Raw genomic sequence first — 20,817 nt, 5'->3', positions numbered from 1 at the left:
GCCCGGCAGAAAGAAGGGAAAAGTGTGCAAGGAGATATTGATCTTTTGCTGGGTCATCCGCTAGGTGCCTTGCTTGGTTACTTTGCAGTAGCAATTCTTGGGCTTGTTGTATTTCTGTCTATTTTTGAAATGGTAACGAAATATAATTGCTGGGAAGAAATTCGCAAGGGGAACTTGGCAGTAGCCATGGCTACTGGTGGCAAAATCTTCGGAATTTGCAACGTACTGCGTTTCAGCATTGAATCAGGTGTTTCGATTTATGAGACGATGAAGTGGTCGGTCGTCGGTTTTTTGCTGCTGCTGCTTGCCTATTTTTTATTTGAATTCCTAACCCCAGTGTTCTCTATTGATGAGGAGATCGCTGCAGATAACCGTGCTGTTGGGCTAATAGCGATGCTTATCTCGGTTTCGTTGTCTTATGTGATCGGTGCAGCTATATTTTAGAAAATAGAAAGATTTGCACCTCCCTACAAAGGATTCCAGATGAAGCTGGACAAGCTTTGAAATGAGCAGCTCCACTTTGTGGAGTATTAGGAGGATATCATGAAGATTCTTACCCGAGTTCTGTTTGTGTCAGCTATTGCTTTTATAGCAGCCGGTATTATTTATTTAATGATGAACTAAATTTAAACGTGAAGTATGAAGGAGATTATTAAGATGGAAACAACTGTATGCCCTTGGTGTCATACCGAAATCGTATGGGACGAGGAATTCGGACCCGAGGAAAATTGCCCTCACTGCAACAATGAACTTAACGGATATCGTACAGTTACTGTAGGGATAGACGGCATTGAAGAAGAGGAAGAAGAAGTTGTAGAAGAACCTAAACAAGAGGTTATTAATGATGATGATCTTTGGGGAGATGTCGACAAAGACAGTGTAGTTCCTATTTACAACACGCTCAACCAATTCGGTGATGATTATGATTTGAATAAGTATGAAGAGCGTGTATCGGGCATCTTAGCGATTCAGGAAGAAGCTCCGGAATGTACACAATGCCATGAGTTAACTATCCTTGCTGGTAAACAGCTTGTTAGCAGCTTCGAGCCATCTGCACCGGCTACACTAGGTGGACCTGTATTAACATCTCCATTCTCCCTTAATGTGTATGTGTGCCCGTCTTGTTTCCATGTACAGCACAGTCTAGCGCAGGAAGACCGTATTCAGCTCGTACGTAATCTGAGTACCGATAAAGCATAAGCATCCTCATAAAAAGCTTAGTCCTCTTAATGACCATAAGGGGACTAAGCTTTTTTTAAAAGAGCCTCAATATTGCTTATTCACGTCCGTTTTCTAAGAAGGAGAAGGTTTGGCTGATCGTGTCAATGAGAATAGATCAAGCTCCGGCCGATGTTTACCCGCAATCGTATCTGTTAATAACTCCGCAGCAATCATGCTGTACACCGTCCCATTGCCCCCATAACCCTCGATGAAGTAGCAATGAGGGTACTTGGGATGAGGGCCGATATAAGGAAGCCCATCACGCGTAGAGCCGAATACAGCACCCCAGGAGTATTCTATCTCAATGCCTTTGATTTCAGGAAATAAAGCTTCCAGCTCTTCCAATAACCTTTGACTTTGTGAAATCACTCTGATATCACGGCGCTCTGGATCCGTCAACGGTTCATCTTTACCTCCTGCAATAATACGTCCCTCCGGTGTTGTCCGAAAATACAAATACGGTCGGGCGGTTTCCCAGAGGAGGCTCCGCTCATGCCACTTGGGGAATTCCTTCAGAGGTTTGGTCATCACTGCATACGTATTGATCAGCTCAGCGCCCCGGTCTTTTTTAAACTCCTGCGTTTCATAACCCATTGCAAAAATAACCTTCTTCGCAATAATACGTCCGTTCTCTGTGTGGCAAATTACACCATCTTCAGTAAACTCATAGTGTTTAGCCTCGGTCTGCTCATAAATGTGTACACCATTCATTGCTGCCTTGGCGATCAGGCTGTGAACTGTCCGGAAAGGGTTCGCTTCTGCATCACTGCGTGAATAAAGTGCAGCAGGTTTAGAAAAAGAATACACCGAAGCAATTTTATCCTCTTCCCAGAAATCAGAATCGAATCCGTGAGCAACGAGGTTCTCATATTCTTCTCGCAGAGCAGGTACATCCTCTGGTGTACTGGCATATAGAAGGCTGCTGCGAGGAATGATCTGGGGATCGATATCGAGCTTGGCTCGCAGATCTAAAATATTTCTAACCCCTGCTTGGCATAGCTGGTAAAAGAGTAAGCCGCTCTTTTCTCCAAACGTGTTCATGCATGAGGTTAACGATTTGTCGTTAGATATCTGAAGTAAACCAGTATTGGCATGTGAGCTTCCGCTTCCGACGCGTCTTTTTTCGATCAGAACAGCCTCAGCTCCGCTTAACGACAGGCGATAGGACGCCATTGCTCCGCCCATTCCAGCGCCTACAACCAGGCAATCACAGTGAACGGTATCCTCTAGCGCAGGATAAGTTGGAGGGTCTTGTAAAGTGTTTCTCCAAGGGGGGGTGCCGCTGTTTAGTCTCATGAAAATGATCGCTCCTTCATTTGTTCCATTATTTAGTATGGGCGGCATATTACCGTCTCATTCGCAGCATGTTCTTATTTTTGTCATATCTCTCTAATGCTTTCGGGCAAATAAATGGTGTGCTTTGGCGGTATACTAAAGCCTGTTTGGATCAACTACAAGGAGGGACTACAACTCATGCAATCAATGCAAATGCAGGCACTAAGTGGAAAAGAATTGGAATATATCGCAGACTCCATCTCTAATGAGGACTTGCTTCTTAAGCAATGTGCGGCTACCGCTGCGACAACGCAGAACGAGCAGGTCCGACAAGTTTGTTTGCAGCATATCCAAAATCACACGCAGCACATGGATACACTCACTCAGTTACTCCAGCAGCATCAACAGTACGCACCAACAAGCCCACAATAATTGCATTATTAATCTTAAGGAGGTTATAAAATGAACGCACAGAATCCAGCAGCATTTATGCCAGATGAGGATTTAATGAACACCATTTTGTGTGACTTGAAGCGGACGGTCCGTGAATATGCGACTGCCGCTACAGAATCGGCATGTCCAGCGGTTCGTCGGGTGTTTAACGACATGACCATGAACACGCTTCGACTTCAGGGCGAGCTTTATACGCAGATGTCCCAACTGAATATGTATCCTGCACCTGCAAAAGCATTGCGCCAAGATGTAGACAAGCAGCTCCAAACTGCACAGCAATTGCAGCAAAAAGCCGGACAATTTGTTCAGCAAAAAACCGGACAAGCTGGATCCTTTGCTCACAATGCGAACGCGCATCTTCATTCGAATGGACAGCATCAACCGTCTCATTTAATGTAACCAAGATGGTTAGCAGATGAAGCATCCTGCCCCATAACCTTAAGGCTGACGCCCGTTTATACCGAGAGCTCCGGTATAAACGGGCATTTTTTGTATGAAAATCCATTTAGCTGAGTAAACACAGTCTTCTATGCGGACATCATATGGGGTTATTTTGTTTGCAGAGATGCTCAATTCATGTCATATTAGTATTAAACTCTTTTCGCGGGGCGACGCATGAATAGCGCAACGTCATTTGCGAACTATCCGGAGGGAAGGCATGAAGGAAATGAACGAACTAAAGAGGAAAGTGCTGGAACTGCTTAAAGAGGACGCGAGAAGATCTACTGCACTCTTAGCTACGCTGCTTGGCGAGGAAGAAGAAGACGTAAAGACGGCGATTGGGCAATTAGAGAAGGACCATGTAATTGTTAAGTATGCAGCCGTTGTAAACTGGGATAAAGTCGATGACGAGAAAGTGACAGCGCTGATTGAGGTACAGATTACACCCGAACGGGGTCGCGGATTTGAAGGCATTGCCGAGAGAATCTACCTGTATCCACAAGTGAAATCCGTTTATCTGATGTCAGGTGCTTACGATCTTCTGGTAGAAGTGGAAGGCCGAAACTTACGTGAAGTGGCCAATTTTGTATCCGAGAAGCTGTCTCCAATAGATTCAGTACTCTCAACTAAAACGAATTTTACCCTTAAAAAATACAAACAGGATGGGATCATCTTCGAGGAGCATGAGGAAGACAACCGTCTGATGATCTCTCCATAAAGGAAGTAATCATATGATCACGAACAAAACGCAGCTAACTGGAGAAGACAGCAAATCAATGAATTCTTATTTGGCCCCGCTGGTACAGCAAATTCAGCCTTCGGGTATTCGTAAGTTTTTTGATCTGGCTGCAGGCAGCAAGGATATCATATCACTTGGAGTCGGGGAGCCTGATTTCAAGACCCCGTGGCATGTCAGAGAAGCTTGTGTCTATTCGCTGGAAAGAGGATTTACAGGCTATACATCCAACGCAGGTATGCCTGAGCTAAGGGAGGGTATTGCGAACTATTTGCACACCCGTTTTGCAGTGGAGTATGATCCTGCCAATCAAATTATAGCAACGGTCGGCGGAAGTGAGGCTATCGATCTGGCTCTGCGCGCTTTGATCACGCCGGGCGATGAGATCCTCATACCAGAACCTTGCTATATTTCTTATTCGCCGATAACGGCTATTGGTGGTGGTATTCCTGTAGGTATCGAAACCATCGGAGAGAATGACTTTAAACTTACTGCAGAGAGTTTGGAAGCGAAGATTACTCCACGCTCCAAAGTTCTAATTCTGTGCTACCCGAGCAACCCAACGGGAAGTGTTATGACCCGAGAGGATTGGGAGCCGATCGCCAAGGTTGTAGAGAAGCATGATCTTATTGTAATTTCGGATGAGATCTATGCGGAATTAACGTATGGAATTAATCATGTCAGCTTTGCCTCATTGCCAGGTATGATGGACCGTACGATTTTGGTCAGCGGTTTCTCCAAGGCTTTTGCCATGACTGGATGGAGAATGGGTTATGCTTGTGGTCACCCTGATTTGATCTCCGCTATGCTTAAGATTCACCAGTACACTGTGATGTGCGCTCCTTCTATGGGCCAAGTGGCTGCACTTGAGGCACTGACCAATGGGATGGAAGAGAAGGATCGAATGGTCGATTCTTATAACCAACGGCGGAGGCTGATTGTTAAGGGTTTGCGTGATGCGGGACTGGAGTGCCATGAACCACAAGGTGCATTTTATGCTTTTCCAAGCGTGCGCAAAACAGGACTGACATCTGATCAGTTTGCACAACGATTATTACTTGAATATAAGGTGGCAGCTGTACCTGGAAGTGTCTTTGGTTTAGGTGGTGAAGGTTACTTACGCTGCTCCTATGCTACATCAGTAGCTCAACTGAATGAAGCTATAGAACGCATTGGTGCTTTTGTCACACAACTGGAACGAGAGAGAATGGAATAGAGAAAATTGGACTATAGCCTATCCTATAATCCTATGGTATTATTTTACTTTGAGAGTAATTAACCCCTATAATAGAACTAACAAGGACGTATTTTACTCTGGAATTAAGCGTTGCTTTGAAGTTGCTTTTATTACTTTAATGACATTTTATGGCACGCGCTCAATAATACTTTTAGGAGGGATGATTGTGCTTAGTGCCGATTATTACTTACCTTCCTATGGAGGGCAGTGTTTTTCTGGAAGTGGGAAACTGTCCCCCAAGGGTGATGCTTCTGCTCGCATACTCTCTCTGGAAGATGAAATTAGAATACTCCGTAGCAAAATGGAGCAGCTTTTTTTGCAGGAAAAATCATTCACTTCAGATAATGTGATTGAAATTAGCAGTTTACTGGATCTCAAGATAAATGAATACATGAAGGGGCGTCCAGTTGGAAAATAACGTCGCTACATGCTGTTGAAGAGGACCCTAGGGTCCTCTTTTTGTTGTTTCTTTAAGCTCACACATCGCAACATTGCAGTCACACTTGGAGAGAATATGCCTATACTCTTCATTTGCCATTTTTATATAAGAAAGCTTAAACTAGCATTATGTGATTTGAAGAATGGATAGGAGGAGTAAGCCATGGTGATCTATACACGCACGGGTGATGCGGGTCAAACTTCAGTGATTGGCGGCCGGGTTGGTAAGGACGATGTCCGAGTTGAAGCTTACGGAACGATCGATGAACTGAATTGCTTTGTAGGTCAGGCAAGGAGCCTGATGGAGGACGATCAGTTTGATGATGTACGCGAGCAGCTGCTGGAAATTCAGCATGAGCTATTCGATTGCGGAACCGATCTGGCTTTTATTAAGCTAGGTGATGGTGGTCAATATATGGTAACAAGTGAGATGGCTAAACGGTTGGAGGGCTGGATTGATGATCTTCAAGCAGAGAATCCACCACTAGAAAAATTCATCCTCCCTGGGGGCAGTCCGTTAGCTTCGGTTCTTCATGTGTGCCGTACGGTTTGCCGCCGGGCGGAACGCCGGGCAGTTACACTTGGACGAAATGCAGACATTAACCCGGAAGCGGTTATTTATTTGAACCGGTTATCCGATTATTTCTTTGCGCTGGCTAGGACGGCTAATACACGGGCAGGGATTACTGATGTAGAATACATTCGCAGTAAAAAGGTGTTCCGAGACTAATATGACTAGCTATTATTCACCAATTACTTATATTATACCGCCTGAAGAGGACGACTGGTTGCTGAAGACGATCCTGCATAAACGGATGGATGTCTCACGTAAATTGTTGTCACGCCTTAAGCAAACAGAACAAGGGATTACATTAAATGGAGAGCGTGTTTATATCAGCGTACATGTTAAGGCAGGCGATATTGTACAGATTCGCATGGAAACAGAAACTTCGGATGATATTTTACCGCAGCCGATTCCCTTTGAAATTCTATTTGAAGATGAGCATCTGCTCGTAGTAAACAAGGCAGCAGGGATCATCGTGCATCCCACACACGGACATTACACTGACACGCTGGCTAACGGAGTAGTTCATTATTGGGCCCAAAAAAATGAACGTTTCCGCTTTCGACCCGTCCATCGTCTGGACCAGGAAACCTCCGGTGTGTTAGTCATCGCCAAGAATCCGTATAGCCATCAGCATATTTCTGAGCAGATGATTGCGGGTACAGTGGACAAACGTTATGCTGCATTTGTTCATGGGGCTCCTGTGGAGCCTTTCGGCGATATCGACGGACCTATTGACCGTGATCCTGAGGAGCCGCATCGGCGTATCGTGACACCGGATGGTTATCCTTCTCTGACTCGGTATGAGGTTAAAACCGTATACGCACAAGGTTCAAAAGTTGAACTGAAGCTGGAGAGTGGTCGTACTCATCAGATTCGGGTCCATATGACCTCTATCGGCTGTCCTTTGATTGGTGACAGCATGTATCGTCATGAGCTGTATAATCTACCGGAATTGACTTTAACTCAAAGTGAACAGTTGGAGTCCGTTACAGCACTAGATGCCTCCATACCGCGTCAAGCACTGCACGCGGTGCGTCTGACGTTCAAGCATCCGGTGCTGCTGCAGGAAATGATCTTTGAAGCTCCTTTGCCGCCTGATATGGCGGCCTTGGAGAATGTATTGGAGCAAGGCCCGAAAGCGAATTTGAGGTAAAAATTATCTTAGTGATGTTAGCGAGAGGGCGAATTGGTTCTGGAGAAACGGAGTGTTCGCCTTTATCCTCGGATTTCATCCGCAACAAGCGGACTAATCAAGAAATCTGAGGATAACAGCGATCGGAAGAATAATTTGCCAGCGTAGCGCACTCATCACTACCATTAAAGGAGAACAACATGAGCAAACTAAAAGTATATCAATATCCAAAATGCAGCACCTGCCGCAGTGCAGTAAAATGGCTACAAGCTCAAGGTCATGAGCTTGAGCTTCAAAACATCGCAGAACAGCCGCCTACCGTTGAGGAGCTGCGTGAATTGCTGGCCAATAGCGGACTTGAACTGAAAAAGTTTTTTAATACAAGTGGTGAAGTCTATAAAGCATTGGGTCTTAAGGACAAAATGGCACAGCTTAGTGAGCAGGAGAAGCTTGAGCTGCTCGCGAGCCATGGTATGCTAAATAAACGTCCGATTGTCACTGATGGTGTTAAAGTTACGGTAGGCTTTAAAGAAGATCAATATGCTGAAGCTTGGACCAATACTTCCAAAGTATAAATCCGTAAAGGGGATGTCCCAACAGTCATTTCATGGCTGTTGTGGCATCCCTTTTTGGATATCTAGGAAAATCACAAAAGACCAAGATTCTATAATATACTTATATTTCTCGCTTAAGCTTACCGCCCTTGCAAGGGCACCGATGGTGTTTTTACTTGTTAATTTCAAAGGATAAGAATAAGCTCCCATATGTGTAACTATATGATCCCTTATCAGATCAAGTGTTTTCTGATAGAATACTCTTTGTGCAATAACATGGACAAGCGCTTAATGACAATACAATGAACGATTAAGGGAGAGGTTTATACATGAGAGCAGAAACAACGGGCCGTGTAATGCTTGTAGATGGAATGGCTCTGCTGTTCCGGGCCTTTTATGCGACCTCTTATGGAGGATATATTCGCAAGACAAAAGCTGGATTGCCGACGAATGCGGTGTATGGTTTTTTGCAGTATTTTTTCGATGCAGTAAGCACATTTGAGCCTTCTCACGTCGTATGCTGCTGGGATATGGGCAAAGGAACGTTCCGCACCGAGAAATACGATGGGTACAAATCGAATCGGATTGAAGCCCCGTTAGAGCTGATTCCACAGTTCGATCTAGTAAAAGATGTAGTAGCTGAGCTTGGGGTGCCGAACATTGGACTTGCAGGTTATGAAGCGGATGATTGCATTGGTACGCTGGCTTCTTGTTACAGTGAAAACTCTGAGGTATATATTTTGACGGGTGACCATGATATGCTTCAGCTCATTGATGAGAATGTTAAGGTCGTCATTATGAAAAAGGGACGCTCTAACTATAAAGTGTATGACCTTGCAGAATTGCTGGAGGAAAAGGGGCTAACCCCTAGACAAGTGATTGACCTGAAAGGCTTTATGGGGGATACCAGTGATAATTATCCCGGCGTAAAAGGGATTGGTGAGAAGACTGCGCTGAAACTGCTGACCGAATACAGAACAGTTGAAGGTGTAATTGAGAATCTGCATCTGCTCCCTAAAGGTGTGCGTACCAAAATCGAAGCAGATCTGGATATGCTGCATCTATCGCGAGAGTTAGCGGAAATCCGTTGCGATGTACCAGTGGTCTGCGAGCTGACGGAAGCCTTGTGGCAACTACAGCGGGAAACAGCTGCGCGCAAATTTCAGGAGCTAGAGTTCGGCAGCTTGATGCATTTGATTGCTGAGGTGCAGGACGAACGGGGAATTGTACAGATTGAGTTAGGCGATTTGGGTTAAGATCAGACACCCTTCATGCAAAGATGCATGGAGGGTGTTTTGTTAAACTATAAGAACGTATAAGTTTCACACTATACATTGTCCTTATCTTTCTCTCTTAAACGCTACCGTCCTTATAAGGACGCCAAAGGCATTTATACATGTTGTGATAGCGCTTCATTCGACGTATAATTAGGGCTGGTGATTGCTTTTTTTAATGATATTATTTATTTGTGTATGGGTAGCGTTTCAACTTCTAACTAGAGAAAGGGAGATAATTGCTGTGAAGCTATTGGGAGCGATTGAAGCAGGCGGAACAAAATTTGTATGTGGGATTGGTTATGAGGACGGTACCATTGTTGACCGAGTTAGCTTTCCGACAACAACACCGGAAGAAACGATGGGACTAGTAATAGACTATTTTAAAGAGAAAAATGTAGAAGCATTCGGAATCGGATCTTTTGGACCAATTGATCCCGTACTGGACAGCCCTACTTATGGTTACATAACAACGACACCAAAACCTCACTGGGGACAATATAATCTGGTAGGCACAATGGCTGAGCAATTTAACGTTCCGATCGGCTTTGACACGGATGTGAATGGTGCAGCGCTTGCGGAGAGTAAATGGGGAGCAGCTAAAGGTCTGGACAGCTGTCTTTATATTACGGTTGGGACAGGCATTGGAGCAGGAGCGGTTGTTGGCGGCCAGATGGTCCATGGATTGTCACATCCTGAGATGGGACATATTCTAGTTCGTAGACATCCAGAGGATACGTTTGAGGGTTACTGTCCTTATCATGGCGATTGTCTTGAAGGATTAGCCGCAGGTCCGGGGATCGGCAAACGCTGGGGACAACCGGCAGGAGAGCTACCAGTGGACCATCCGGCATGGGAAATGGAAGCTCACTATCTTGCACATGCACTCATGAACTATGTGCTGATTCTGTCTCCTCAAAAAATCGTAATGGGCGGTGGTGTTATGAAGCAAAGCCACCTATTCCCGCTGATTCGCACTAAGCTGCAAGAGTTATTGAGCGGATATGTTCAACATCCATCGCTTAATGTCGACATCGATAATTATGTTGTCTCACCAGGTCTTGGAGACAATGCAGGGCTTGCTGGAGCGATTGGATTGGCTACATTAGCTCTAGCTAGAAACTAGTATAAAAAGACATTGACTGTTCGGTAATATATGGTATTCTAGGATCTAACAGTATAGCATTTAATGAGGGAGCACCTCTTTCGCGTTTATCGTGAGAGAGGTGCTTTTTTGCGTTCGGGGTCTGATTGAGAAAGGATTTGTTCGCTCCGAAGGAGGCTCTTCCCGGAAGGTTATTGTGCTTGCTGTAATGTTGAGAAAGGTAGGGATGAATATGCAAATTGTGTTTATGAACCGTTTATCCAGAATATCTGGAGTGGATCAAGAGGTGTACGCCCAGCTGTGGATTGGAGAGGAAGAGGGGATCTGGAGTTTGGGCTGGCGTGATTTTTCAGGAGGGGATAATTACATTGAGAATTTGTGGTATGAAGGTGGTTCATGGAATGAGATGCTCTGTGTATACAGGCATGAGCTAGCAGTGAAGATGGGAGATGGCTATCGACCCTTAATCGATGGGATATTCCACGAGGAGGATAGTCTTACTGGACGTAATCAGGAGCAGCTGAAGCTTCAATATTACAGCGAACATTATGGGAATGAAGCCATTTATGAAGAGTTATGTGCTTGGCGCCGTGGTAAGGCTTCGAGTGAACGGAAGGCGCCCTATATTCTCGCCAGTAATCGACTGTTGCGCTTGTTAAGTACATTTCTACCGCATACGCCAGAGGAACTGATGCAAATTCCGGGTGTGGGAGAAGGCAAGATAGCGCAGTTTGGGGCTGATTGGCTGGCTATAACTACTGCGGTGGCAAGGGAACATGCCTTCCCTCTAAATTGGGTGCATGAAGTAATTGAAGAGGAGTCTTTCGTATCTTGGCTTTATAAACAGAAAGAAGTCAAATATAAGAAGCAGCTAGAACGACTGCGCTTGCGGAGGATTTTGCTACAGGGGATCGAGAATGGGTTGGGCTTGGAACAGCTTAAGGTGAATAGTGGAGTGAACCGGCGTGAACTGATTGAAGCGGTAGAGGAGCTAGAAAGAGAAGGTTATTCTGTCGAGAAGCTGATCCATGTAGAGCTTGGCAATATGCCGCAGAATGAGCAGGATGCGATATGGAATGCCTATGTGGAGCTCGGGGATCTTTTCCTAAAACCGGTGTTACATAAGGTGTATGGTGACGATTTTTCTGCTGCTGAAGGATTGGATATTTATTATGAGCGTCTGCGATTGATACGCATCCGTTTCCGTCGAGAGCAAACGCATAAAGTGGGCATGGCGACCAGCTTTTAAATTTGCGCATACCAAAAAGACGAAGGCTTCCTTATACCTTACGGTTACAGGGCCTTCGTCTTGCTTATTCGTCCGGTTCGTTTCATAGCCATTCCTTCTTGCGGAAAACATACAGCATCCCACAGCCTAACGTCAACATAACGCCTATAACGCCATAATAGCCATATTTCGTATGAAGCTCGGGCATATGATCAAAGTTCATACCGTAGATTCCGGTAATTACGGTCAAGGGCATGAATATTGTTGTGATCGCAGTAAATACTCTCATAATTTCATTCGCGCGGTTGGCGATACTGGATTGGTATGCCTCTCGTAAGTTGCCCATGAGATCGCGATACGTCTCAAAGGTTTCAGATATTTTAACCGCATTTTCATAAATGTCGCTAAAATATTTCTGCAGCTGATCATCAATCAGACGGAGGTCTTTTTTATTTAGGGTATTGATCACTTCTTTTTGTGGCCCCAGCATTTTCTTCAACCATAGAATTTCACTTCGCAGACCGATAATTTCACTGAGATGTGACTTCTTGGTATGCATGAGGATATCTTCTTCCAACTTCTCAATCCGAGCTTCAATTCGGTCGCCGACGGAGAAATAGTTATCAACGACAAGGTCAATTAGCAAGTAAAGGAACATATCCGGTTCACTTACTTCTTGCTCCCAGAGCATAGGCTTCAGGATTCGTAGTTCATTGATCTTTTGTTTCGTGACAGTGATGATGTAATGTCTTCCAAGGAATACATTGAGCGCCCGTAGGAAAATTTCTTCATCGTCAAAGCGGATGCTATTTACAACTATAAAGTAGTGACTTTCGTATATTTCGATCTTTGGACGCTGATCCTCTTCGCTAAGGCAATCCTCAACAGCAAGATCATGTAGGTTGAACAAGGGCTGAAGCAGCTCCAAATCCTCAACATCGGCGTCAATCCAATAGAACCCTTCCGTTGGGGGTGTTAGTGTTTCATCAATTTCATCAATAGGTGTAAAAACCCCTGCATTTACCAGCCGGATTTTCATCTGATTTCACTCCTCCTATCCCCAGGTCTTCACTAGGGACTGCTAAATTAAGCACAGAGAAAAAAATCAGCTTGGCCGGCTGTACAATCAATACATAGGGCCAAATGACGTTTCGAGGGCATGAAGAAGAACTGCTCCCGCCGCCGGCAAGCTGATGATTATCCTGTGTGGTTGCTCATTCTGTACACATATTTGCGAGCTCGGGTCGCCTTCCATCCTTCTTCTCACCTCTTCTTTTCGTTCAGGTATGAAATACTTGTCTAGTATAACAACGGAGTATGCCTCTTTCAAGCAAATTTATTGTGATTTTGAGGCTTCTTCAGCATTGTATGGACTTGACGAAAAGGAGGTTCATGATTTAAAGTGAATTTTAAAGTAATTTAATTGAATACAGCTAAATCTTATCAAGAGCAGGTGGAGGGACTAGCCCTATGAAACCCGGCAACCGGCGTGTAAACGCACGGTGCTAATTCTTGCGGAATTTCTGCAGATGTCTAATCGTCTTCAGGAACATTCTGGCAGATGAGAGAGGCGCATATGACTGTAGATATGACCTTTCTCGATTTCCGAGGAAGGTCTTTTTATTGTTCAGCAAGCCGCAGTGCGGCAAAACAACTAAATTCAGCTAAGGAGTGGAAAGACAATGCCAATTAAAATTCCCGACAGTTTACCGGCGAAAGAAGTACTATCCGGAGAAAATATTTTTGTGATGGACGAAAGTCAGGCTTTCCATCAGGATATCCGTCCACTACGGATTGCTATTCTGAACCTCATGCCGACTAAAGAGACGACAGAGACTCAATTGCTGCGTTTAATTGGAAATTCGCCACTACAAGTTGATGTTACTTTATTGCATCCGCGTTCCCATATTTCCAAGAATACTTCTGCTGAACATTTGAAGAGCTTTTACAAAACCTTTGACGAGATCAGCCACCGCCGTTTGGATGGTTTAATCGTTACAGGTGCTCCTGTAGAACAAATGGAGTTCGAGGAAGTATCGTATTGGGAAGAACTGAAAGAGATTTTTGAATGGAGCAAGGACAATGTGACTTCAACCATGCATATTTGTTGGGCGGCACAGGCAGGCTTATATCATCATTTTGGTGTTCGTAAAGTGGCATTGCCTGAGAAATGCTTTGGCGTCTTCGCTCATACGATTAATCAAAATAACATTAAACTGTTGCGCGGCTTTGACGAGGTATTCCATGTACCACACTCTCGTCATACTGATGTCTCCCGTGAAGATATTGAGAATAACCCAGATCTGCAGATTCTAGCGGAATCCGAAGAAGCTGGTATGTACCTAGTGGCTACAAACGACGGTAAACAAATATTTGTGACCGGACATTCCGAATATGATCCTCTATCCTTGAAATGGGAATATGACCGTGATGTGTCTAGAGGGATGGAGATGGCTTTGCCGAAACATTACTTCCCTAAAGATGATCCAGAACGTACACCTCCAGCAGTGTGGCGTGCGCATGCCAATTTATTATTCTCTAACTGGCTCAATTACTATGTATATCAAGAAACGCCTTATGATATCGACCCGATTGTTTATTAATAATAGCGCTACAATATAAATTAGGAGGCATTAATCATGGATGACAAACTTAGGATTGAAAGTAGACTGGCTCAAATAGGTTCTCAAGAAGATCCTGCCACAGGAGCGATTAATTTTCCGATTTATAATGCAACAGCATTTCGTCATCCAAAACTCGGTCAGAGCACAGGGTTTGATTATAGCCGCACCAAGAGTCCGACCCGTTCAGTGCTTGAGAATGCAGCTGCGGAACTGGAATCTGGAGATGCAGGATTTGCTTGTAGCTCAGGGATGGCAGCGATACAAACGGTTCTTACCTTGTTCGCTCAAGGCGATCATCTGATCGTTTCGCTGGATCTTTACGGCGGTACCTATCGTTTGTTGGAACGGATTATGTCCAAGTTTGGAATCACTGCTTCTTATGTAGACACGAATGATTTGGATGCACTGGAAGCTTCGCGTCGTCCAAATACGAAAGCTGTATTTATTGAAACGCCAACGAACCCACTTATGATGATCACGGATATTGAAGCCGTGTGCACTTGGGCACGTCACCATGGGTTACTTAGCATTGTAGATAATACGCTGCTGACTCCATTCTTCCAACGGCCTATAGAATTAGGTGCGGATATTGTAGTTCATAGCGCTACTAAGTATTTGGGTGGTCATAATGATGTACTGGCAGGCCTGATTGTATCCAAGGGTGTAGAATTATCAGCTGAACTAGCTATTCTACATAACTCTATTGGCGCCGTGCTCGGACCAACAGACAGTTATCAGTTGATGAGAGGCTTGAAGACATTGGCGCTGCGTATGGAGCGTCACGAAAGCAATGCACTAGCGATCGCTCACTACTTATTAGAGCATCCAGCGATTGCGGAAGTGTTCCATCCAGGATTGCCTGATCATCCAGGACATGAAATCCAGAATCGCCAATCTTCAGGCAATACCGGTATTTTTTCTTTCAAATTAAAAGATGCCAGATACGTAGAGCCGCTTCTTCGCCATATTCGTCTTATTGCATTCGCAGAAAGCTTGGGCGGCGTAGAGTCACTTATGACTTATCCGGCTGTACAAACACATGCTGATATTCCTGTGGAGATTCGAAATGCTGTGGGTGTAGATGATCGTTTGCTGCGCTTCTCCGTCGGTATTGAACATGCAGAGGATTTGATTGCTGATCTTGGCCAAGCACTAGAAGCCGCTAGGGCAGAAATTGAGTCCAAGTAACAGGAAGAAATGTTCAATCGAGTGTTAGTGGAGAAATAGAGTATAACTAGCAGTATCGCTTAGTGCGATGCTGCTTTTCTTCTGGATAGGAATTTGCGAAGAATGTAAAAGCATTTTTCAAGCTGTTCAGATTGTGATACGATGAGGAAATGAACTGTTCAATTGTATGAGAAAGGGTTGTCATCTTGAAAAAGAGACAACGTTTTTTCTTCCTGTAATTTTGTGATTCTACCATACCCCTAAGGGTTTAGAAGGAGGATGCGAACGATGAGTGCGATAGATCTTATTTTGGACAAAGCCCTACGGGGTGAACGTCTCCAATTGGAAGATACCATCCGACTGTTCGAGAGCAACGAAATTGAGAAAATGGGTGCAGCTGCAAACACCATAATGGAACGCTGGCATCCAGACCCGATGGCCACGTTTGTAATTGGTCGTAATATTAACTATACGAATGTATGTGATGTCTACTGCCGTTTCTGCGCATTTTATCGCAGACCGGGCTCTGACGAGGGTTATGTATTGCCGGATGAGACGATTTACCAAAAAATCGCTGAAACTATCGCTGTAAATGGTACAGAAATACTGATGCAAGGCGGTACGAACCCAAATCTTCCTTTCAGCTATTATACCGATATACTTCGCGGAATTAAGCAACGTTTTCCTGAGATTACAATGCATTCCTTCTCTCCTGCTGAGATTATGAAGATGAAAGAAGTATCTGGATTATCGCTCGAGGAAGTTGTGCGTGAAATCCATGCTGCTGGCCTGGATTCACTACCAGGTGGGGGAGCGGAAATTCTCGATGATCGCACACGCCGCAAGATCAGCCGACTTAAAGGCTCATGGCGCGAGTGGATGGACGTAATGCAGACAGCGCATAAGATCGGTATGAATACGACAGCTACGATGGTCATTGGACTTGGTGAAAGTATGGAAGAACGGGCATTACACTTACTTCGTGTGCGTGAGGCTCAGGACGAGTGTATTGCCAACAAGTATGATTCAGAGGGTTTCTTGGCCTTTATCTCTTGGACCTTCCAACCGGATAATACCAACCTGAAGCTGGATAGACAAACGCCTGAAGAATATCTGAAGACGGTAGCCATAAGTCGCCTTGTTCTAGACAACATTAAGAACTTTCAGTCCTCTTGGGTAACAATGGGACCAGAGGTCGGCAAGCTTTCCCTTCAATATGGCTGCAACGATTTCGGCAGTACGATGATTGAAGAAAATGTAGTATCTTCTGCGGGCGCGACCTACAAGGTCAATATCGAATCGATTACTCAGCTGATCCGTGAAGCAGGCAAAATCCCGGCACAGCGGAATACACGCTACGATATTCTGCGCGTGTTCGATGATGCTAATGCGAAGATTGATAATGATTTCATCATGCAGAACTAATATATAAATTAAATCAACGCTTGTTGCTCGTTAATCCGTTTAGTGGATGATTGAGCAGCAAGCGTTTTTTTTGTATGGTTAAGATTTCGAAGGTTTATTTTACCTGTGAACATAAATTCATTATTTTATTACATTTCTGTATACACATTATTATCCAAAAGTGATATCATAATCATATCAAAAGAATATCTTATGGGGGTGCTTTTTTATGAAGGAGAAGACGCTTCGTCCTGTCAGCGGATTTTGGGTTATCGCATTAATTGCAGTTTGTTTGGCTGGTGGAATCTATGGTGCTGTTCAGGAGTATATTGCAGTACCGGTCATTCTGTTCGTTGTATCAGCAATACTATGTACGAGTATTACGGTTGTACAACCTAATAAGTCGGTTGTAGTCACCTTTTTCGGCAAATATGTAGGGACTATTGCAACGAGTGGACTGTTCGCAGTTATTCCGTTCAGCGTACGTAAGACGGTTTCCCTACGCGTTCGTAACTTTAACAGTGTGAAGCTCAAGGTCAATGATGTTGAAGGTAATCCGATTGAAATTGCTGCAGTTATCGTCTTTAAAGTGATTAACTCCGCTAAAGCCCTCTTTGATGTAGATAAATACATGGCTTTCGTAGAGATTCAGAGTGAAACGGCGCTGCGTCATGTAGCCAGCAAATACCCTTATGATAACTTCAATGAATCTGGGATGTCCCTGCGTGCCAATGCAGATGAAATTGCTAAAGAGTTAGCGACTGAGCTTCAAGAGCGTTTGTCCTTATCTGGTGTAGAAGTCATTGAAGCCCGGCTTACACATTTGGCTTATTCAACAGAAATCGCCAGCACCATGTTGCAGCGGCAGCAAGCTTCTGCCATTCTGTCTGCTCGTCAAATCATTGTTGAAGGTGCAGTTGGCATGGTCGATATGGCGATTAAACAGCTTAAAGAGAGCGGTGTAGTGGAGCTTGACGAAGAACGTAAAGCGGCCATGATTAATAATCTGATGGTGGCGATCGTGTCGGAGCGCGGAGCGAGTCCGGTCATTAACGCCGGCTCGTTGTATTAAGGCGGTGCATCATGGCGGCCAAGAAAAGCTTTCCATTGCGGATCGATCCGGATCTGCATGAGGCGTTGGAACGTTGGGCGGGAGAGGAATTTCGCAGTGTAAACGGACATATCGAATACTTGCTGCGTGAGTCTTTGAAACGTGCAGGCCGCTTACCTGAAAGGAAACGCCGAGAAGAGTAACCTGTTAAGGACAGTTCTAGCGCTATTTCCTTGCTGCAGAACTGTCCGTGTAGGTGACTGTTTCCGCGGTTTACAAAATTTTGCCCCCTCTACAGACTTGACTGACAGAGAGGACAGATTTATAATTACTCCATAATTCACGTTAACAGCTTTGACAAAGATATGAATGGATTGTTCTGGACCGTATCAGAGAGAGGGAACATAGGCTGTAATTTCCTCCGGTATCCTACTATCGATTTACCCCTTTGTAGCTGCGGTTATGAATTCCCTGAAATGGGATAGTAAGAACCGCCGGTTCATGGTCGTTATTCCATGCTTACGAAGGATTCTGACTCGACTCTGCTTTAAGAGCAGATTGAGAGAATCGAATTTGGGTGGAACCACGGGTGTAATCGCTCGTCCCTTTGCGGGACGGGCGTTTTTTGTATGCGTGGATATTTCCGTTTCGAAAAAATTAAAATTATTGTTTGGCTTAAGGAAATGAAGGAGGAAATTAAAATGGTAAGTATTAAACTTCCGGACGGCTCCGTTCGGGAATACGCAGAAGGTAGTAATATTGAAGATGTAGCGGCTTCTATTAGTAGTGGACTTCGCAAGAACGCGGTGGCAGGGAAATTGAATGGTATTGTCGTGGATCTGTCCACTCCGCTAGAGGAAGGCGCATTGATAGAAATCGTAACTTTGGATTCACCTGAAGGCTTGGAAGTTATGCGTCACAGTACTGCCCACTTGATGGCGCAAGCTGTAAGACGTTTATATGGAACAAAGGAAGTTAAGCTTGGTGTAGGTCCTGTTATCGAAGATGGCTTCTACTACGATATGGATTTGGAACATCCGCTTAATCCTGAGGATCTGCTAAAGATTGAAAAGGAAATGGATCGCATTATCTCTGAGAACCTTCCAATCGTACGTAAGGAAGTTAGCCGTAAGGAAGCGTTGGAAATATTCGGTGAGCTAGGCGATCCTTACAAACTTGAACTAATCGAAGCATTGCCTGAAGATAGTGTGATTTCGATCTATGAACAAGGCGAATTCTTCGACTTGTGCCGGGGACCACACTTACCGTCGACTTCTAAGATCAAAGTCTTTAAATTGATGAATGTAGCTGGTGCTTACTGGCGCGGCGATAGCAAGAATAAAATGCTTCAACGTGTATACGGTACAGCTTGGATTAAAAAAGCGCAGCTCGATGAGCATCTTCGTCTGCTTGAAGAAGCGAAGAAACGCGACCACCGTAAGCTGGGTAAAGAGCTTGAAATCTTCACATTTAATCAATTGGTAGGCCAAGGCTTGCCGATCTGGCTGCCTAAGGGTGCTAAACTGCGCAGTATTCTGGAACGTTACATTGTGGATCTGGAAGCAAGTCTAGGATACCAGCATGTATATACTCCGGTTCTTGGTAATGTTGAACTATATAAAACTTCTGGACACTGGGAGCACTATCAAGAGGACATGTTCCCTAAAATGACTATTGATAATGAAGAATTTGTGCTTCGCCCAATGAACTGCCCGCATCACATGATGATTTATAAGAGCTCCATGCACAGCTATCGTGATCTGCCGATCCGTATTGCTGAACTGGGTATCCAGCACCGTTATGAAATGTCAGGAGCATTGACTGGCTTGCACCGTGTGCGTTCGATGACTCTAAATGACTCCCATATTTTCTGCCGTCTGGATCAAATTAAAGGCGAGTTCATTCGTGTAATCGAGCTGATTAAACAGGTATACAGTGACTTTGGTATTAATGACTACCGTTTCCGGTTGTCTTATCGTGATCCTAAGGATACTGAGAAATATTACGCTAATGACGAAATGTGGGAAACTGCACAGCGTATGCTGCGTGAAGTTGTAGAAGAAGCTGGTCTGCCATTCTACGAAGCAGAAGGCGAAGCTGCCTTCTACGGTCCTAAGCTGGATGTGCAGATCAAGACTGTACTAGGCAAAGAAGAAACTCTCTCCACTGTACAGATCGACTTCTTGCTGCCTGAACGCTTTGAATTGGAATATATCGGTGACGATGGTCAGAAACACCGTCCAGTCGTTCTACACCGCGGTATTTTAGGTACTATGGAGCGCTTTGTTGCTTTCTTGTTAGAGAACTTTGCAGGATCACTGCCGCTTTGGCTGTCTCCACAGCAGGTTAAAGTTATTCCTGTTTCGACTGCCTTCGACGATTATGCTAAGGAAGTTACAGACAAGCTGCGTCGCCGTGGTATCTCTGCTGAGGCAGATTTGCGTAATGAGAAGCTTGGCTATAAGATCCGTGAAGCTCAGCTGGAGAAGCTACCATACATGTTCGTAGTTGGCGAGAATGAGATGAATGCCGAGACAGTTTCCATCCGTAAGCGTGGAGAAGGCGATATGGGAGCTAAGCCGCTTCAAGAAGTTATTGAGCTGCTGGCTCAGGAAATTGCTGACCGTGTAATCTCCTAATTACTTGTAATAATCAACACCAAAAGTACGTCTAATAACGACCTCTGTCATATGCCCATAAGGATTGAAAATTGATCTTTATGTATAAAATTTTGTGAATCGGGAAACCTTCGCTAATAAGGGGGAGGTTTATCACATGAACAAAATGGGCATATTTCAGAGGTTTTGGTGTCTTTTCGTCACACTAGTCCTACTGTTAACTGCTGCAGGAATCATTCCTGAATCCAAGCATCAAGCAGTTGTGGCTAATGGGACAGGAGACACATTACA

At 44.6% G+C, this 20,817-nt stretch carries 21 protein-coding genes and 1 riboswitch; of the genes, 19 read left to right on the top strand and 2 right to left on the bottom strand.

Translation table 11 applies throughout. The features are described 5' to 3' along the window. The first annotated feature begins 24 nt into the window (after nucleotides 1–24). Both MKY52_RS01115 and MKY52_RS01110 read left to right on the top strand, forming a co-directional pair. A complete protein-coding gene (locus MKY52_RS01115; RefSeq protein WP_042125581.1) occupies nucleotides 25–444 on the top strand; it encodes a DUF350 domain-containing protein in 420 nt (139 codons plus the stop codon). A 213-nt stretch (nucleotides 445–657) separates the two neighbouring features. Beyond that, nucleotides 658–1,200, top strand: a complete 543-nt coding sequence (locus MKY52_RS01110; protein WP_052404205.1) for a hypothetical protein — start codon at nucleotides 658–660, stop codon at nucleotides 1,198–1,200. A gap of 93 nt (nucleotides 1,201–1,293) precedes the next feature. Here the strand turns inward: MKY52_RS01110 and MKY52_RS01105 are convergent, their stop codons facing one another. After that, nucleotides 1,294–2,517 (bottom strand): NAD(P)/FAD-dependent oxidoreductase, encoded by a 1,224-nt coding sequence (locus tag MKY52_RS01105; protein ID WP_341049338.1) that lies wholly within the window; start codon nucleotides 2,515–2,517, stop codon nucleotides 1,294–1,296. A gap of 177 nt (nucleotides 2,518–2,694) precedes the next feature. Between MKY52_RS01105 and MKY52_RS01100 the strand changes: the two genes are divergently transcribed. The 11 genes from MKY52_RS01100 to MKY52_RS01050 all read left to right on the top strand — a co-directional run bounded on the left by MKY52_RS01100 (nucleotide 2,695) and on the right by MKY52_RS01050 (nucleotide 11,683). After that, entirely contained in the window at nucleotides 2,695–2,928 is a 234-nt protein-coding gene (locus MKY52_RS01100; protein ID WP_042186181.1) for a spore coat protein, read from the top strand. A 30-nt stretch (nucleotides 2,929–2,958) separates the two neighbouring features. Then, nucleotides 2,959–3,348: a spore coat protein gene (locus tag MKY52_RS01095; protein ID WP_042186183.1), complete on the top strand. Its 390-nt coding sequence runs from the start codon at nucleotides 2,959–2,961 to the stop codon at nucleotides 3,346–3,348. A gap of 259 nt (nucleotides 3,349–3,607) precedes the next feature. Further along, nucleotides 3,608–4,108: an Lrp/AsnC family transcriptional regulator gene (locus MKY52_RS01090; RefSeq protein WP_042125589.1), complete on the top strand. Its 501-nt coding sequence runs from the start codon at nucleotides 3,608–3,610 to the stop codon at nucleotides 4,106–4,108. 13 nt (nucleotides 4,109–4,121) lie between these two features. After that, the gene (locus MKY52_RS01085; RefSeq protein ID WP_042186187.1) at nucleotides 4,122–5,342 is read left to right on the top strand and encodes an aminotransferase class I/II-fold pyridoxal phosphate-dependent enzyme; all 1,221 of its coding nucleotides are present in this window, start codon (nucleotides 4,122–4,124) and stop codon (nucleotides 5,340–5,342) included. 250 nt (nucleotides 5,343–5,592) lie between these two features. Next, on the top strand, nucleotides 5,593–5,781 hold the full coding sequence (locus MKY52_RS01080) for an aspartyl-phosphate phosphatase Spo0E family protein (protein WP_052404481.1): 189 nt from the start codon (nucleotides 5,593–5,595) through the stop codon (nucleotides 5,779–5,781). 183 nt (nucleotides 5,782–5,964) lie between these two features. Beyond that, nucleotides 5,965–6,531 carry a cob(I)yrinic acid a,c-diamide adenosyltransferase gene (locus MKY52_RS01075; RefSeq protein ID WP_060625224.1) on the top strand — a complete coding sequence of 189 codons (567 nt, stop codon included), beginning with the start codon at nucleotides 5,965–5,967 and terminating at the stop codon, nucleotides 6,529–6,531. A gap of 1 nt (nucleotide 6,532) precedes the next feature. Next, nucleotides 6,533–7,522 carry an RluA family pseudouridine synthase gene (locus MKY52_RS01070; protein ID WP_341049335.1) on the top strand — a complete coding sequence of 330 codons (990 nt, stop codon included), beginning with the start codon at nucleotides 6,533–6,535 and terminating at the stop codon, nucleotides 7,520–7,522. 179 nt (nucleotides 7,523–7,701) lie between these two features. Beyond that, nucleotides 7,702–8,076, top strand: a complete 375-nt coding sequence (locus MKY52_RS01065; RefSeq protein WP_042186196.1) for an arsenate reductase family protein — start codon at nucleotides 7,702–7,704, stop codon at nucleotides 8,074–8,076. A gap of 308 nt (nucleotides 8,077–8,384) precedes the next feature. Then, nucleotides 8,385–9,311 carry a 5'-3' exonuclease gene (locus MKY52_RS01060; RefSeq protein ID WP_149645832.1) on the top strand — a complete coding sequence of 309 codons (927 nt, stop codon included), beginning with the start codon at nucleotides 8,385–8,387 and terminating at the stop codon, nucleotides 9,309–9,311. Nucleotides 9,312–9,573: 262 nt separating this feature from the next. Next, nucleotides 9,574–10,455 carry an ROK family protein gene (locus MKY52_RS01055; protein ID WP_340968289.1) on the top strand — a complete coding sequence of 294 codons (882 nt, stop codon included), beginning with the start codon at nucleotides 9,574–9,576 and terminating at the stop codon, nucleotides 10,453–10,455. Between the two features lie 211 nt (nucleotides 10,456–10,666). Next, nucleotides 10,667–11,683 carry an HRDC domain-containing protein gene (locus MKY52_RS01050; protein ID WP_341053316.1) on the top strand — a complete coding sequence of 339 codons (1,017 nt, stop codon included), beginning with the start codon at nucleotides 10,667–10,669 and terminating at the stop codon, nucleotides 11,681–11,683. A gap of 82 nt (nucleotides 11,684–11,765) precedes the next feature. Here MKY52_RS01050 and corA read toward each other — a convergent pair whose 3' ends face one another. After that, nucleotides 11,766–12,701 (bottom strand): magnesium/cobalt transporter CorA, encoded by a 936-nt coding sequence (gene corA / locus MKY52_RS01045; protein ID WP_042125638.1) that lies wholly within the window; start codon nucleotides 12,699–12,701, stop codon nucleotides 11,766–11,768. A 398-nt stretch (nucleotides 12,702–13,099) separates the two neighbouring features. Next, a riboswitch (SAM riboswitch) is annotated at nucleotides 13,100–13,230 on the top strand. A gap of 114 nt (nucleotides 13,231–13,344) precedes the next feature. Between corA and metA the strand changes: the two genes are divergently transcribed. The 6 genes from metA to thrS all read left to right on the top strand — a co-directional run bounded on the left by metA (nucleotide 13,345) and on the right by thrS (nucleotide 20,547). Beyond that, on the top strand, nucleotides 13,345–14,265 hold the full coding sequence (gene metA, locus MKY52_RS01040; protein WP_076284219.1) for a homoserine O-acetyltransferase MetA: 921 nt from the start codon (nucleotides 13,345–13,347) through the stop codon (nucleotides 14,263–14,265). 36 nt (nucleotides 14,266–14,301) lie between these two features. Continuing rightward, nucleotides 14,302–15,474 (top strand): aminotransferase class I/II-fold pyridoxal phosphate-dependent enzyme, encoded by a 1,173-nt coding sequence (locus tag MKY52_RS01035; RefSeq protein ID WP_076284218.1) that lies wholly within the window; start codon nucleotides 14,302–14,304, stop codon nucleotides 15,472–15,474. Nucleotides 15,475–15,741: 267 nt separating this feature from the next. Continuing rightward, the gene (gene mqnC, locus MKY52_RS01030; RefSeq protein WP_042125644.1) at nucleotides 15,742–16,878 is read left to right on the top strand and encodes a cyclic dehypoxanthinyl futalosine synthase; all 1,137 of its coding nucleotides are present in this window, start codon (nucleotides 15,742–15,744) and stop codon (nucleotides 16,876–16,878) included. Nucleotides 16,879–17,086: 208 nt separating this feature from the next. After that, nucleotides 17,087–17,929, top strand: coding sequence for an SPFH domain-containing protein (locus tag MKY52_RS01025; protein WP_042186213.1), 843 nt, complete (start codon nucleotides 17,087–17,089; stop codon nucleotides 17,927–17,929). Nucleotides 17,930–17,940: 11 nt separating this feature from the next. Then, a complete protein-coding gene (locus tag MKY52_RS01020; RefSeq protein WP_042125648.1) occupies nucleotides 17,941–18,111 on the top strand; it encodes a toxin-antitoxin system HicB family antitoxin in 171 nt (56 codons plus the stop codon). Nucleotides 18,112–18,609: 498 nt separating this feature from the next. Next, nucleotides 18,610–20,547: a threonine--tRNA ligase gene (thrS, locus tag MKY52_RS01015; protein WP_341049332.1), complete on the top strand. Its 1,938-nt coding sequence runs from the start codon at nucleotides 18,610–18,612 to the stop codon at nucleotides 20,545–20,547. Nucleotides 20,548–20,817: the final 270 nt, after the last annotated feature.

The organism is Paenibacillus sp. FSL P4-0184 (assembly GCF_038004625.1).
GTDB lineage: Bacteria > Bacillota > Bacilli > Paenibacillales > Paenibacillaceae > Paenibacillus_AQ.
Note: the sequence above shows the minus strand (reverse complement) of the source record. Positions and strands in the feature narration are given on the sequence as shown.